The 15,848-nt window shown below is 68.8% G+C and carries 11 protein-coding genes; 10 read left to right on the top strand and 1 reads right to left on the bottom strand.

Features of this window, described 5'->3' with window-relative positions; translation table 11 throughout:
- Positions 1-151: 151 nt before the first annotated feature.
- Positions 152-2,380: a hypothetical protein gene (locus ACWGID_RS40750; RefSeq protein ID WP_452204752.1), complete on the top strand. Its 2,229-nt coding sequence runs from the start codon at positions 152-154 to the stop codon at positions 2,378-2,380.
- Here the strand turns inward: ACWGID_RS40750 and ACWGID_RS40745 are convergent.
- Positions 2,373-3,395 carry a PseG/SpsG family protein gene (locus ACWGID_RS40745; protein WP_452204751.1) on the bottom strand — a complete coding sequence of 341 codons (1,023 nt, stop codon included), beginning with the start codon at positions 3,393-3,395 and terminating at the stop codon, positions 2,373-2,375. The two genes, ACWGID_RS40750 and ACWGID_RS40745, sit on opposite strands and share 8 nt — an antisense overlap.
- Before the next feature lie 147 nt (positions 3,396-3,542).
- On the opposite strand from ACWGID_RS40745, the gene pseB reads away from it, so the two are divergent.
- The 9 genes from pseB to ACWGID_RS40700 all read left to right on the top strand — a co-directional run bounded on the left by pseB (position 3,543) and on the right by ACWGID_RS40700 (position 15,357).
- Complete coding sequence (gene pseB, locus ACWGID_RS40740) at positions 3,543-4,526, top strand: UDP-N-acetylglucosamine 4,6-dehydratase (inverting) (protein ID WP_452204750.1); 984 nt, start codon at positions 3,543-3,545, stop codon at positions 4,524-4,526.
- A 1-nt stretch (position 4,527) separates the two neighbouring features.
- Positions 4,528-5,652, top strand: a complete 1,125-nt coding sequence (gene pseC, locus ACWGID_RS40735; RefSeq protein ID WP_452204749.1) for a UDP-4-amino-4,6-dideoxy-N-acetyl-beta-L-altrosamine transaminase — start codon at positions 4,528-4,530, stop codon at positions 5,650-5,652.
- Between the two features lie 10 nt (positions 5,653-5,662).
- Entirely contained in the window at positions 5,663-7,072 is a 1,410-nt protein-coding gene (locus ACWGID_RS40730) for a hypothetical protein (RefSeq protein ID WP_452204748.1), read from the top strand.
- Positions 7,072-7,887: a hypothetical protein gene (locus ACWGID_RS40725; RefSeq protein ID WP_452204747.1), complete on the top strand. Its 816-nt coding sequence runs from the start codon at positions 7,072-7,074 to the stop codon at positions 7,885-7,887. Before ACWGID_RS40730 ends, ACWGID_RS40725 begins: the two co-directional genes overlap by 1 nt.
- The gene (locus tag ACWGID_RS40720; RefSeq protein WP_452204746.1) at positions 7,875-8,612 is read left to right on the top strand and encodes a cytidylyltransferase domain-containing protein; all 738 of its coding nucleotides are present in this window, start codon (positions 7,875-7,877) and stop codon (positions 8,610-8,612) included. The genes ACWGID_RS40725 and ACWGID_RS40720 overlap by 13 nt, the downstream gene beginning before the upstream one ends.
- Before the next feature lie 37 nt (positions 8,613-8,649).
- Complete coding sequence (locus tag ACWGID_RS40715; protein WP_452204745.1) at positions 8,650-9,498, top strand: class I SAM-dependent methyltransferase; 849 nt, start codon at positions 8,650-8,652, stop codon at positions 9,496-9,498.
- A gap of 102 nt (positions 9,499-9,600) precedes the next feature.
- The gene (locus ACWGID_RS40710) at positions 9,601-9,945 is read left to right on the top strand and encodes a DUF485 domain-containing protein (RefSeq protein ID WP_452204744.1); all 345 of its coding nucleotides are present in this window, start codon (positions 9,601-9,603) and stop codon (positions 9,943-9,945) included.
- Complete coding sequence (locus tag ACWGID_RS40705; RefSeq protein ID WP_452204743.1) at positions 9,942-11,579, top strand: solute symporter family protein; 1,638 nt, start codon at positions 9,942-9,944, stop codon at positions 11,577-11,579. Before ACWGID_RS40710 ends, ACWGID_RS40705 begins: the two co-directional genes overlap by 4 nt.
- Before the next feature lie 184 nt (positions 11,580-11,763).
- A complete protein-coding gene (locus tag ACWGID_RS40700) occupies positions 11,764-15,357 on the top strand; it encodes a discoidin domain-containing protein (protein WP_452204742.1) in 3,594 nt (1,197 codons plus the stop codon).
- Positions 15,358-15,848: the final 491 nt, after the last annotated feature.

Here is a 15,848-nt window from a genome sequence, read left to right as displayed (position 1 = left end):
CCCCGGCATCGAGCGCCTCTTACAAACTCATAGCGCGCTGAGATTACGGCAGCGGGTTAACAACTGGTGGGCGGGTGGGTCGGCTCCGCCACATCACGCGCAGTGACACTCCACATTCGTGGCGCAACGGATTTCACATTAGTGTTACGACATGCGCGCGAAAGCGAGGCGGCGGGGGCCGCGGACCGCGGGGCCGTCCCTTTCCGGGCTGGCCGCCGGCGTCGCCGTTGCGCTGCTGGCGCTCGTTCTGCTCGCGCTGCATTCGACGCCCTTCGAGCTGGTCCGTTTCGTGCTGTTCACCGGCGTCGTCGTCACGCTGCCGGGGTTCGCGCTCTGGCGGCTGATCGGCGGGTACCGGCGGAACCTGGTGGAGGACCTGTCCGCCGGATTCGCCGTCGGCACCGCCGGGCAGGTTCTGGTTTACCTGGCGAGCGCGTCGATCGGGTTGCAGGCCTGGTCGTGGGTGTGGGCGCCGATCGTGCTGATGATCGCGTTCGTGGACAGCGACGCCCGGGCGCGGGTCTGGCGGCGGGTCGAGCGGCCGTTGCGGCCGCTGCAGGCCTGGTTGCTCGCGGCGTCGACCGCGGTCGTGCTGCTGATCGTGTACCGGCGCGGTCCGGCGCAGTTCCTGCCGGCGTACACCGATCCGCTGAAGGCCTACCCGGACCTGGCGTTCCAGCAGGCGCTGGCGGCGAGCGCGAAGTACGACGTACCGATCTCGACGTTGTGGCTCGGTGGCGAGCCGATGAAGTACCACACGTTCTTCCACCAGGCGACGGCCGCGACGCAGTGGGGAACGCGGATCGACCTGACCGATCTGATCCACTCGCTGAGCTGGCTGCCGCTGTTCCTGGCCGGGTGCGGGCTGGTGTTCGCGCTGACCACGCGGCTGACGCCGACGGCCGAGTCCGGTGCCACCTGGGCGGGGCCGCTGGCGGTGTTCGTCGCCGGTCTCGGTGGGGCGGTGCAGCCGCTGGCGGGCGTCGGACTGGGCGGGATCTCGACCGCGGTCGCGGCGTACCTGAGTCCGACGCAGAACCTCGGCGTCCTGATCGCGCTGGCGCTCTGCGTGGTGGCGGTCGACCTGCTGCGAGCCGACGGCAGACCGCGCAACCGGTGGGTGCTGCTGGTCCTGCTCGCGCTGGTCGCGGCCGGAGCGAAGTCGACGATCCTGCCGCTGGTCGGCGTCGGTTTCGCCTGCGCGTTCCTGCAACTGGGGCTGGTACGGCGACCCACGCGGCCGGCGTTCCTCGGCGGGCTGCTGTCGCTGGCGGTGTTCGTGGCCGCGCTGATCACGATCTTCGGCGGGAGCACGTGGGGGACGGAACTCAAGCCGTTCGAGACCTTCGTGCAACTGGCGCCGTACCCGATGCTGGTGTCGAACCCGCACGCGCAGCTGTTGTCTGGGCTGACGACGCTGCTGAGCTGGGCGTTGGCCGCGTCGGGGTTGTTCTTCCTGGGCCGGAAGTGGCGGGACACCGGGGTGGCGTTCCTGGCCGGCGTCGCGGTCGCCGGACTGCTCGGGACGCTGCTGACAACCCAGTCTGGCGTCAGCCAGCTGTACTTCGTGCGGACCGCGTTCCCGGTCATCGCCGTACTCGCAACGGTCGGGCTGGCGAACCTGGTCGGGCGACTGGCGGACCGGCGTGCCGTGGTGCTGGTCGGAGTGGCGGGTCTGCTCGGTCTGGTGACGCTGGCGATCGCACGGTGGCAGTCGGCCGACCTGCCTGGCATCAAGGAGCCCTGGCTGTGGACGGCCGTGGCGGTAGTAGTGGCGGGTTTGGTCGTAGCGGTGGGCTGGAAGGCAGCGCGGCGGCCGGGGAACTTCTTCGTGGCGTTGCTCGGCGGTGTGGTCGCCGCCTGCATGGTCGGCGCGACGCTGGTGCCGTTGCAGGCGGTCGTGTCGGACAAGGCGTCCAACCTGGTCTTCGCCCATCCGTTCCGCGGCGGTGCGACAGCAGCGGAAGCAGGCGCTGCGCGGTGGCTGCGGCGGAACAGCGCGCCGGGCGACCTGATCGCGACCAACGCGCACTGCATCATCCAGCGCGAGGGCGTCTGCGACAGCCGGCACTTCTGGCTCGCTGCACTGTCCGAGCGGCCGGTTCTGATCGAAGGCTGGTCCTACTCCAACCAGGCGAACCGGATCGCCCTCACCAACGACGGCAACCCGAGCCTCATCCCGTACTGGGACAGCGCGCAGCTCGTCGCCAACGACATCGTTTTCAAGTCCCCCACGCCGGCTGCGATCGAGCGGCTCCGCCAGGCCGGCGTGCGCTGGCTGTACGCCGACCACCGGGCCGGCGAGGTGTCACCGGCACTCCGCAACTTCGTCCGCCTCCGCCACGCCACCCTCGACGCGACGATCTACGAGCTCAAATGAGTCGCAGGAGCGCATCGGCGACTCGCTCCCGCCCTCGGCCGTCCACCAGCTCCCAACCGGCTCTCGCCAGCCGACCACGCTCGGCCGAGTCGGTGAGCAGCCTCTTGAGCACCGGGACGGCCAACGAGGTGTCCGCCTCCAGTGCGCTAAGTAGACCGAGTCCAGCCGCCGCACCGGTGTCGATCGCGCGCTCGTAGCCCATCACCTGGTTGTCGACGACACACACCAGTCCGGCCGTCGCACCGAGGCACAGCAGCTCCCAGGTCGACGTACCGGACGCACTGATCGTCAGGTCGGCCTCACGGACCTGCGCTGCGAGCTGATCGGTCGGACCGATGACCTGAAGCTGCTGATGCGGCTGCAGCTCCACAGCAGCGATCTGAGCGGCCAGCGCCGGCCCAGGAGCGACCAACGTTGCCTCAAAGGGCAGACCGGTCGCCACCAGCGCCCGCGCCACATGCGGACCAGCCCCGAACGCATCCGTCCCACCAAAGAACGCAAAAACCCTGGGTACGCCGTTCTGTCGCGCAGCAGGCGGCTCACTCGGGCGATGCGCGAGGATCTCGTCGCGGATCATCACGTACGGCAGACCGGCGAGCCGGACCGAATCACGCGGAAGGACCGGGAGATCCAGCTCGGCGGCGAGGTTCTGGTCGACCAGCACGTCCGCCTCGGCGCCGCGGAGGTCACCGTCGACGATCGCCAGCGTGGGCAGGCCGGTCGCCCGGACAGCCGGGTAGACCGCGGCATCCAGGTCGTAGGAGTCGAAGACGACCGCGTCGAGGCCGAGCACGCCGACGAGCTCGACATGCGCCTCTGGAGTCCACACCGCCGGGCTCACCGAGATCCCGCGAGCGGCGATCTGTTCGGCGGCCCACGGGACGGTGTGGGCGTCGCAGACGAAGACGAGTTCGGCGCCGCGACGGCGTACCTCCTCGGCCAGCGCCAGGCAGCGCATCACGTGCCCGACGCCCCGGGCGGGGCCTACATCACATCGCACACCGACGCGTTTCACCCCCCAGACCGTACCTGCGCAGCGTACGTTTGATGACGCCGCACTGAGACGCGGGTTGAAGGGACAGCTCACCGGGCAGCTATTGTTTCCGAGGTCCGCACCGCGTGTGCGCAGTTCGGAACTGTCCGTCAGAAGGGTCCTGCTCGCGTGTCAATCCTCACCGGCTCAGACATTCTCGTGACCGGAGGCACCGGGTCGTTCGGGCGGACGTTCGTTCGACACGTGCTGACGAACCTCAAGCCGCGGCGGGTGATCGTCTTCAGCCGCGACGAGCTGAAGCAGTGGGAGGTCCGCCAGTCGTTCGGCGACGACCCGCGGCTGCGGTTCTTCCTCGGCGACGTCCGGGACCGCGCCCGGCTGCTGCGCGCCATGCACCGCGTCGACTACGTCGTGCACGCGGCCGCGCTGAAGCAGGTCGACAGCGGTGAGTACAACCCGTGGGAGTTCGTCCAGACCAACGTGGTCGGCTCGCAGAACGTCATCGAGGCGGCGATCGACAGCGGCGTGAAGCGCGTCGTCGCGCTGTCCACCGACAAGGCGTCCAGCCCGATCAACCTGTACGGCGCGACGAAGCTCACCGCGGACAAGCTGTTCATCAACGGCAACCACTACGCGGCGGCGTACGACACCCGCTTCAGCGTCGTGCGCTACGGCAACGTGATGGGCAGCCGGGGCTCGATCATCCCGAAGTTCCGGGCGTTGCACGCGGCCGGGCAGTCGCTGCCGATCACCGACCTGCGCTGCACCCGGTTCCTGATCACGCTGCCGGAGGCGGTCGAGTTCGTCGTCGACTCCTTCGACCTGATGACCGGCGGCGAGCTGTACGTGCCGCGGATCCCGTCGATGAAGGTCACCGACCTGGCCGAGGCGATCGCGCCCGGCGCGACCATGCACGACATCGGCCTGCGCCCCGGCGAGAAGCTGCACGAAGAGATGATCAGCCCGGAAGAAGGCCGTCGCGCGCTCGTCCTCGGCAATCGCTTCGTCCTGCAGCCCGACCTGGCCAGCTGGGGCTACCAGCCGCCGGCCGCGGGTGTGCCGGTGCCGGAGGGTTTCCAGTACGCGTCCGACACCAACGACCAGTGGTACTCGATCGAGGAGATCCGCAAGATCCTCGAGAGCGACGCCTGACGTGCTTCCGTACGGACGCCAGTCGATCTCGGAGGAGGACATCGCGGCGGTCACCGCCGTACTTCGGGGCGACTGGCTGACCACCGGGCCTGCGGTCACTGCGTTCGAGAACGCGATCTCCGAGCTGGCGGGCGGGCACCGGGCGGTCAGCTGCACGTCGGGCACCGCCGCCCTGCACATCGCGTACGCCGCGCTCGGGGTCGGCCCCGGCGACGAGGTGATCACGACTCCGATGACCTTCGTGGCGACCGCGTCCTGCGCCGCGATGCTCGGCGCCAAGGTCGTCTTCGCCGACGTGGACGAAGCCACCGCACTGCTCGATCCGCAGGCTGTGGAAGCCGCGCTGACCGATCGGACCCGCGTCATCGCAGCGGTCGACTACGCCGGCCAGTCCGCGGACTACGCGGCACTGCAGCTGCTGGCTGACCGAGTCGGCGCCCGTACCCTCGCCGACGCAGCGCACTCGGTCGGCGGCGCGGCAGACGGCCGTCCGGTCGGGGATCTCGCCGACGTCACCACGATGTCGTTCTTCCCCACCAAGAACCTCACCACCGGCGAAGGCGGCGCCGTGGTCTGCAAGGACCCGGACGTCGCGCAGCGCGCGCACGAGTTCCACTTCATCGGCCTGGTCCGGGACGCCGCACGGTTCGAGATCGCCGACGAGGGCCCCTGGCACCAGGAGGTCCACGAGTACGGCGTGAACTACCGGCTCACCGATCTCGGCGCGGCGCTCGGGCTGTCGCAGCTCGCGCGGCTGGCCGAGTTCAAGCGGCGGCGGGCCGAGATCACCGCGCGGTACAACGCGGCTTTCGCGGGCGTCGACGGGTTGCGGACGCCGGTGCAGCGCGCCGGTGTCGACCCGATGTGGCACCTGTACCCGATCCGCGTCCTCGGTGGGCGTCGCCGGGAGATCTTCGAGCGGATGCGCGCGGCGGGCATCGGCGTCCAGGTGAACTACATTCCGGTGTACTGGCACCCGGTCTTCGCGCGGCAGGGCCACCGGCGCGGCCAGTGCCCGAACGCCGAGCAGTTCTACGCCGAGGAACTGTCCCTCCCCCTCTACCCGGACCTCACCGACAGTGACGTGGACCGGGTGATCGAGACCCTTTCGACCCTGGTTGGCTAACGTGACCGATGTGACCCGATCGAACCTGGTCGGCGGAGAGCTGCTGAACTGGTCGGATCTGCACCCCGCCGACGCCCGCCCCGCGTGCACCGGCCCGGCTGCCACGGCCCTCCTGACCGCGACCCTCCAGCCCGACGACGCCGTCCTGATCGCCGGCCCGCACGCCGCCGAACTGATCACCGCTGCCGCCGGCGCGGTCACGTCCGTCGATCTCCTCGTCCGCTCCGCCCCGGACGCCGAAGAACTCGCCGAGCAGTTCGAAACCACCAAGGGTGAGGTCTTCTGCGGCGCCCTCGACCGCTTCGCCCTCGACGAGCGGACCGGCGCAGGCGGCGACAGGTACGACGTGATCGTCGCGCTGGACGGGCTCGATCGACTCGTCGGGCCGGACACGGCGATCTTCACCTGGGCGGACGGGCTCGCCCGGCTGCTCGGGCGGTTGCGACCGGGTGGGCGGCTGTTGCTCGCCGCCGAGAATTCGTTCGGGTTCGAGCGACTGATCCAGCCCGACATCACCGCCGCGCTCCCCCGCGACGAGGACTGGGCGCGCGACGTCGCCGACCGAGCTCCCGCTGGTCTCAAACAGTTGCAGGCCGCACTACACGCGGCGGGAGTCGACGTCGCGCAGACGTACGCCGTCTTCCCGTCCCTCGTACAGGCCGACGTCGCGTTCACCACCGTGGACGGGTTCGCCGGCGTGATCGCCGCGCGAACTGTTGCCGCACGCAACGAAGGACCCACCTTGATGGACCCGTACCGCGTGGTCCTCGACGCGGCCGAGGCCGGCCTCGCGGTGGAACTGGCCCCCGCCTGGTACTTCGTCATCGGAACCGAAACCCCTGCTGTCCTGCCAGAAGGCAGTGTCCCGACCGGCGACGGCGTCCTGCTCGAGGAGCACCTGCTGGCAGCCCTGCGCTGTGATGACCAGGCGGAGCTTCGCCGCGTGATCCCGGAGTACGTGGCGTGGCTCGGCGCGCGTGGTGCGGGGTCGCCGGACAACGTGATCCGCGACGGCTCGTCGTACCGGCTGTTCGGGGAGGCGCAGGGGCTCGACGTGGTGGAGCACCTGGCCCGGTTCGCGCGGCGCGCGCTGGACAGTGGCTCGCGGCAACCATGGCCCGCGGCCGCCGACCCGCATGCCCTGACGGCGCGGCTCGCCTCGATGGCGGGGATCACCGTTCCCGAGCAGGAGTTCACGCCGGACGAGGTTGTCCGGCCGCGGGGCAGCGCGGAGCAGCTGACGACGGTCGCCCGGCTCGCCGACGAGCTCGCGCACGCAAGCGCCCGCGCGATCCTGTTCGAAGGAACCGTCAGCGGTATCCGCCGGTCCCGGCCGTACCGCATCGGTCACGCGGTGATGAACCCAGCCCGGGTGATCCGCCGCCGCCTCAAGCGGGTCCTCAAGAAGGTACGGCGCTGATGCACCACGCCAACCACTTCTACGGGCACGCCAACATCATGGCGTCGTACGCCGGACTCGCGAAACCGCCGCGGATCTGGGGCTACCTGCAGCACGGCTGGAACATCCTCGACGGCTTCGCGTACGGCACCAACTTCGCGCCGGGGATGCCGAAGTTCGTCTGGTCCGACAGCGTCCGCCGCCGCGGCCACGCGCTCGGCCTGCGCAACTACTCGGTGATCGGCTCGGTCTGGCTGTACCTGCTCAAGGTGCACCCCGAGCTCGCCACGCCGTCGAAACGGGCCAAAGGCACCATCTTCTACCCGTTCCACGGCTGGGAAGGTCAGCACGTGCTCGGTGACCACGGGCGGATCGTTGCCTCGATCAACGAGCACGAGACCGGCCCGGTGACCGTCTGCCTGTACTGGAACGAATACGAGAAGCCCGCGATCCGCAACGTCTACAAGGACGCCGGTTTTCGGGTCATCACGCACGGCTACCGCGGCCTGCACTGGCGGCGCACCAACGCCAAGTTCCTGGTCAACCAGCTGCGGGAACTGCGCAAGCACGAGCGGGTCGCCTCCAACCGCCTCAGCTCCGCCGTTCTGTACGGCGCCTCGCTCGGGCTGCGGCCCGGGGTCTACGGTGATCCCATGGTGCTGGAGAACGAGCACCCGTCGTTCGGCGGTCAGGCGCGGATCAAACGGCTCTGGCCGGAGATGGACCAGCCGTACGTCCCAGCCGCGGTCGCCCGTGCCTTCACCGACACCGAACTCGGCGTCGACCACGTCGCCGGTCCGGCAGAGATCCGGGAGATGTTCCGATGGAACAGCTGACAATTGGCATCATCACGCAGGTCCGGGTGACCAGCACACGGTTGCCGGCCAAGGTGCTGCTGACCGCCGGCGGCCGCTCCTACCTGGAGCACCACCTGGACCGTCTGCACCGCACCGGGCTGCCGGTGATCGTCGCGACCACCACGAACCACAACGACGACGTGATCGCGCAGCTGTGCCAGGAGGACGGCATCCCGATCTTCCGCGGCAGCGAGGACGACGTCCTCAGCCGGTTCGCCGGCGCCGCCCGGGAGAACGACCTCGACGGGATCGTCCGGGTCACCTCGGACTGCCCGCTGATCGACCCGGAGATCGTTGCCGCGGGCGTCGACCGCTGGCGGTCCGAGCAGGACCTCGACCTGTACGTCTCGAACTGCCTGGAGCGCACCTACCCGCGCGGCATGGACTTCGAGATCTTCTCCGCCGCCCGGCTGTACGACGCCGAGGCGAAGGCGATGCTGAAGGCGGACCGCGAGCACGTCACGTCGTACCTGCACCAGAACCGGTCCGGCGAGATGCGGCTGCTGAACCTGCCGTGGAGCGGCGGCGGAGCGCAGTACCGGCTGACGCTGGACACCGCGGACGACTGGAAGTTGCTCGACGCCCTCATCGAGGACTTCGACGCGACCAAGCTGAGTTGCGCCGAACTGGTCGCGATCCTCGACGAGCACCCGGAGCTGGCCGCGCTGAACGCGCACATCGAGCAGAAGAAACTCGGCGAGTAACAGCGTTCGTGGCCGTCACTACGGCATGATTTAGCTGATGACCACCAACGACCCGGCCGGGGACGCTGCCGCTGCTGCCGCTGCTGCCGCTGCCCATGGCGCGCGCACGGCGCGGGCGACCTCGTTCGGCGCCGTCGCGGCCGCGTACGAGGCCGGCCGGCCGACGTTCCCGGTCGAGGCGCTGACCTGGATCCTGGGGCCCGGCCGCGGTCTCCAGGTGCTCGACCTGGGTGCCGGCACCGGAAAGCTGGCCGCGGTCGCCGCCGAGCTCGGGCACCACGTGATCGCGGTCGATCCGTCGCCGGAGATGCTCGAGGTCTGCCGTCGGCGGCCCGGGATCGACACGATGGTCGGTGCCGCGGAGTCGATCCCGCTCGCGCACGCCTCGGTCGACGCGGTGCTCGTCGGACAGGCGTTTCACTGGTTCGACCACGCCCGGGCGCTGCCGGAGATGGCCCGCGTACTGCGCCCGAACGGCGTCCTCGGACTGCTCTGGAACAACGCCGACACCGTGGTGCCGTGGGTCCGCCGCATGTTCCAGGTGATCCAGGGCGACAGCTTCGGGGGGAGTGACGGGTTCGAGCCGATCCCGGTCCTCGAGCAGTCGAACCTGTTCACGCTGATCGAGCAGGCCCGGTTCCGGCACTGGCACGACATGAACCGCGAAGGCCTGCGGCAGCTGGCCCGCTCGCACTCGGCGGTCGCGATCCTCAAGGACACCCGGCGCGAGCAGCTGCTGGAGCAGGTCGACCTGATCTACGAGCACAGCGCCCGCCCACCGGAGCCGCTCCGGATGCCGTACCTCACCGGCTGCTACCGCGCCCGCCCGAGCGAGTTCGCCAACTACCGCCGCACCCTCGACGGCCCCGTCGCGCCGCATCTGTAGAGGTTGACCGCCGCACCTGGAGAAACGTTTTGGTTGCGGTAGGTCACAAACGGGCGACTTGCGGCTAACGTGCACCTGTTCGGGTCCACCGAAGGGGAGCTCATGGACGACCAAGCGGTGCGCGAGCGGGATGCCCGCGCGTACGAGGCGGTGCACGAGGCGGCCGACTTCACCGAGCTGAAACGCCGGTACAAGAACTTCGTCGTACCGTGGACCATCGCCTTCATGGCGTGGTACCTGGCGTACGTCGCCTGCTGCAACTGGGCCCGGGGCTTCATGAATCACCGGATCGGCGACACCCACATCAATGTGGCGCTGATCTTCGGGCTGCTGCAATTCGCCTCGACGTTCCTGATCGCGGGCCTGTACGGCCGGTTCGCGAACCGCAGGCTCGACCCGCTGGCCCACGGCCTGAACGCCAAGCACAAGAGGGAGCGCCGCCGGTGACCACACTCCTCGTCCCACTGGCGACCGAGCCGGGGAACCGCGCGCTGACGATCTCCCTGTTCACCGCAGTGGTCGCCGTGACGCTGTACATCACCTGGTGGGCGTCCCGGCAGAACAAGACCGCGGCCGACTACTACGCCGGCGGCCGCTCGTTCAGCGGCTCGCAGAACGGCCTCGCCGTCGCCGGTGACTACATGTCCGCGGCCTCGTTCCTCGGCATCTCCGGCCAGATCGCGCTCTACGGGTACGACGGCTTCCTGTACTCGATCGGGTTCCTGGTGGCCTGGCTGGTCGCCCTGCTGCTGGTCGCCGAACTGCTGCGGAACTCGGGCCGCTTCACGATGGCGGATCAGCTCGCCTTCCGGATGAAGCAGCGCCCGGTCCGGACGGCGGCCGCGACCTCGACGATCGTGGTGTCGATCTTCTACCTGCTCGCCCAGATGGTCGGCGCCGGATCGCTCGTCGGCCTGCTGCTCGGCGTCAAGAGCGAGGGCGTGAAGGCCGCCGTCATCGTGCTGGTCGGCGCGCTGATGATCGTCTACGTGACTATCGGCGGCATGAAGGGCACCACGTGGGTGCAGATCGTGAAGGCCGTGCTGCTGATGGCCGGCACGGTGCTGATCACCTTCCTGGTGCTGGTGAAGTTCCACTTCAACATCTCCGACCTGCTCGGTTCGGCGGCCGAGAAGTCCGGCAAGGGCGAGGCCTTCCTGCAGCCCGGCCTGCTCTACGGCAAGGACCTCACCGGCCAGATCGACTTCCTGTCCCTCGGCCTCGCCCTGGTCCTGGGTACGGCGGGACTCCCGCACATCCTGATCCGCTTCTACACCGTGCCGGACTCCCGCGCCGCGCGCCGGTCGGTGCAGTGGGCGATCGGCCTGATCGGCGTCTTCTACCTGATGACGCTGGCCCTCGGCTTCGGCGCGGCGGCCCTGCTGGACACCGGCAAGGGCTCGGCCGTGGCGGAGTCGAAGGGCAACGTCGCCTCGCCGCTGCTGGCCGAGTCCGTCGGCGGTGGCGCCGGTTCGCTCGGCGGGTCGATCCTGCTGGCGCTGATCGCGGCGGTCGCGTTCGCCACCATCCTCGCGGTGGTCGCCGGCCTGACGCTGACGTCCGCGTCGTCGTTCGCCCATGACCTGTACGCCAACGTGATCTCCAAGGAGAAGCCGAGCGAGAAGCAGGAGCTGCGCGTCGCCCGGTTCGCGGCGATCGGGATCGGCGCGGTGTCGATCGCGCTGGCGATCCCGGCGCAGAAGCTGAACATCGCGTTCCTGGTCGCGCTGGCGTTCGCGGTCGCGGCGTCGGCGAACCTGCCGGCCCTGCTGTTCAACCTGTTCTGGCGGCGGTTCAACACGTCGGGCGCGGCCTGGAGCATCTACGGCGGCCTGATCTCCGCCGTGGTCCTGGTGATCTTCTCGCCGGTGGTGTCCGGCAAGCCGACGTCGATGATCACGAGCGCCGACTTCGCCTGGTTCCCGCTGTCGAATCCGGGCATCGTGTCGATCCCGCTGGGCTTCCTGTTCGGCGTCCTCGGCACCTACCTCGGTCGCGACCGAGCCGGCGAGGCGCGGTACAACGAGCTCTCGGTCCGCTCGCTCACCGGTGCCGGCGCGGAAGGTCCCGCCAAGCACTGACGTCTCCCCGGAAGGGCCGGCTCGCACTGCGCGAGCCGGCCCTTTCGTCGTTCCCGAACCGTTGACGGCCGCGTAGCGGTGCCGTAACAATGAGCCATCGCCGCGCAAGAATTGAGCAATCCTACGTAAGTTTTGGACTCTCGCGCGGTGGCTCTTCCCTGTCCCGCCCACCAGGAGAGGCCTCATGCGAATTCCCCGATGGCGGTTGCTGACCGCCCTGCTGGCCGCGAGTCTCGCGGCCGCGCCCCTCGTCCGGTCGGTCCCTGCCGCGCAGGCCGCCATACTCGCCGGACCCAGTCTTGCCGGGCCCAACCTCGCAGCCGGCAAGGCCGCCTCGGCCAGTAGCAGTACGCAGAACTACGCCGCGTCGAACGTGACCGATGGCAACCAGGCGACGTACTGGGAGAGCGCGAACAACGCGTTCCCGCAGTGGGTCCAGGTCGACCTCGGCTCGTCGGTCGCGACCAACCAGGTCGTTCTCAAACTGCCGACCGCGAACTGGGGTGCCCGCGACGAGACCCTCGCCGTCCAGGGCAGCACCGACGGACAGAACTTCACCGACCTGTCCGCGTCCGCCGCGCGCACCTTCAACCCGCCGAACAACACCGTGACCGTCAACTACGGAACGGCGACCGCGCGGTACGTCCGGGTCCGGATCACCGCGAACACCGGCTGGCCCGCCGGTCAGCTGTCCGAGCTCGAGGTCTACGGACCGGCGACCGGTGACACCCAGGCTCCCACCGCCCCGGGCAACCTGGCCTTCACCGAGCCCGGCGCCGGCCAGATCAAACTCACCTGGAGCGCATCGACCGACAACGTCGGCGTGACCGGGTACGACGTCTACGCGAACGGCCAACTGCGGACCAGCGTGGCCGGCAACGTTCTCACCTACACGGACAACCAGCCCGCCAACACCTCGGTCGCGTACTTCGTCCATGCGAAGGATGCCGCTGGCAACCAGTCGGCGAACAGCAGTACCGTCACTCGGAACGGCAGTGGTGGTCCGGGCAGCAACCTGGCGGCGCACAAGCCGATCACCGCGTCCGGGTCCACGTTCACCTACGTGCCGGCGAACGCGAACGACGACGACGTGACGACGTACTGGGAAGGCAACGCCAACCCGGCCACGCTGACCACACAGCTCGGCTCGAACGCGGACCTCAGCTCGGTCGTGGTGCGCCTCAACCCCGACGCGGCGTGGGGCCCGCGGACGCAGACGTTCTCGATCCTCGGGCGCGAGCAGAGCTCCACGAACTTCGCCACGATCGTTGCCTCCGCGACGTATTCGTTCGACCCGGCGGGTGGGAACTCGGTGACGATCCCGGTCAGTGCGCGCGTGGCCGACGTACGGCTGAACTTCACCGGGAACACCGGTGCGCCGGCTGGTCAGGTCGCGGAGTTGCAGGTGCTCGGCGTACCGGCTCCGAACCCGGATCTCACGCTCTCCAACGTCTCCTGGACACCCACCTCGCCGGTCGAGACCGACACGATCACGGTCCGCGCGACGGTCAACAACAGCGGTACGGCGGGATCCGCGGCTACCGACGTGAACTTCTACCTCGGCACCACCAAGGTCGGTACGGCGGCCGTCGGCGCGCTAGCGGCCGGTGCATCAGCGACGGTGAGCGCGTCGATCGGGACTCGCGACGCCGGCAGCTACGCACTGAGCGCCAAGGTCGACGAGGCGAATTCGGTGATCGAGCAGAACGACGGCAACAACACCGCGAACGCCTCGGGCCCGTTGGTGGTGACACCGGTGGCGAGCTCGGACCTCGTCGCGGCCGCGGTGAACTGGACGCCGGGCAACCCGTCGGCCGGGAACTCCGTCTCGTTCTCGGTCGCGTTGAAGAACCAGGGCAGTGTCGCCACGGCGTCTGGTGCGCACGGGATCACGCTCACGGTTCTGAACGGCTCGACCGTGGTGACAACGCTCACCGGCTCCTACAACGGTTCGATCGCCGCCGGCGCGACCACTCCGGCTGTTGCCGTTGGCAACTGGACCGCCGCGAACGGTCGCTACACCGTGCGCGTCGTACTGGCGGACGACGCGAACGAACTGCCGGTGAAGCGAACCAACAACACCAGCGAGCGCCCGCTGTTCGTCGGGCGCGGCGCGAACATGCCGTACGACCATCTCGAGGCAGAAGACGCCGCGGTCGGCGGCGGCGCGAACGTCATCGGTCCGAACCGAACGATCGGCGACCTGGCCGGCGAGGCATCCGGCCGGCGCGCGGTCACGCTGAACACGAACGGCGCGTACGTCGAGTTCACCACCCGGGCATCCACGAACACACTGGTCACGCGGTTCTCGATCCCGGACTCGGCGGGCGGCGGCGGGCAGTCGTCGACGCTCAGCGTCTACGTGAACGGCTCCTTCGCGAAGACGCTGACGCTGACCTCGAAGTACGCGTGGCTGTACGGCGCTGAGGCGTCGCCGAACAACTCACCCGGTTCGGGCCCGGCGCGGCACATCTACGACGAGGCGAACCTGCTGCTCGACCAGACCTATCCGGCCGGCACGAAGATCCGGCTGCAGAAGGATCCGGCGAACAGTACGACGTACTCGATCGACTTCGTGGACACCGAGTCCGCGACCGCCATCGCGAACCCCGGCGCCGGTTTCGTGACACCAGGCGGGTTCACGCAACAGGACGTGCAGAACGCGCTGGACAAGGTGCGGCAGGACTCGACGCTGCAGGGCGTGTACCTGCCGGCCGGTGACTACGAGACGTCGTCGAAGTTCCAGGTGTACGGCAAGGCCGTCAAGGTGATCGGGGCCGGGCCGTGGTTCACCCGCTTCCACGCGCCGTCGACGCAGGACAACACCGACATCGGCTTCCGCTCCGAGGCATCGGCGAACGGGTCGACGTTCAGCGGTTTCGCGTACTTCGGCAACTACACCTCGCGCATCGACGGCCCCGGCAAGGTCTTCGACTTCTCGGGTACGGCGAACATGACCATCGACAACATCTGGGTCGAACACATGGTCTGCCTGTACTGGGGTTCGAACACCGACACGTCGACGATCAAGAACTCGCGGATCCGCGACACCTTCGCCGACGGCATCAACATGACGAACGGGTCAGCCGGCAACACCGTCAGCAACAACGACGCCCGCTCGACCGGCGACGACAGCTTCGCGCTCTTCAACGCCACCGACAACGGCGGTGGCGAGGTCCGCGACAACATCTTCGAGAACCTGTCCGCATCGCTGACCTGGCGGGCCGCCGGGTTCGCGGTCTACGGCGGCACGAACAACATCTTCCGCAACCTCTACGCCGCGGACATGCTCACCTACCCCGGGATCACCATCAGCTCCCTGGACTTCGGCATCCCGATGAACGGCTTCGGGGCAACACCGCCGACCCAGTTCCAGAACGCGACAGTGGTCCGCTCCGGCGGCCATTTCTGGGGCAACCAGGCGTTCCCCGCCGTGTGGATCTTCTCGGCCTCGAAGATCTTCCAGGGCATCCGCGTCACTGACCTCGACGTGGTCGATCCGACGTACAGCGGAATCATGTTCCAAACCAACTACGTGGGCGGACAGCCCCAGTTCCCGGTCGCGGACACGGTCTTCACCAACACCACGATCTCCGGCGCCCACAAATCCGGCGACGCCTTCGACAGCAAATCCGGCTTCGCCATCTGGGCCAACGAACTCCCCGAACCCGGCCAAGGCCCAGCCACAGGCACCGCCACCTTCACCAACCTAACCCTCACCAACAACACCACCAACATCCAAAACACCACCACCACTTTCACCCTCACCCGCAACTAACCCCACCCCCGGGGAGTGCGTGGCCACCCAAAGCCCCGCACTCCCCGACCCCTACCCACAACCCGATTCCCCGCGGGAGCGCGTCTCAGCCCAGACCCACTCCCCGGCCCCATAACCACCGAGGCCGACCCGCGTCCCAGGCACCGCAAGCCACAGAATCCAGCAAATCCACCCACCGCACCAAACCAGCACGACACCGCACCCCACTCAGGCCACAACGCTCACTCCACTACGCACCCCGCAACGCTCAGCCCCCACTCACTCCGCCTCGCTCATGTCACCACGTCACCACGCCACCAGGCACATCCCGGCCAGGCATGGCACGACGGAGTCCCCCGCCCCCGGGACCTGGCAAACCCGAAACGTCTCCCCGCGCCTGTCGCACCGCTCCCTATCTGGGCCTGACCCGTTTTGACGGACATCCGAGATCAGGAGCTTGTGCTCCGGAAGGATGTTCATCATGGAGTCCATGGGCAAGAAGAAGCCGCGGC

The organism is Kribbella sp. NPDC054772 (assembly GCF_053611945.1).
Note: the sequence above shows the minus strand (reverse complement) of the source record. Positions and strands in the feature narration are given on the sequence as shown.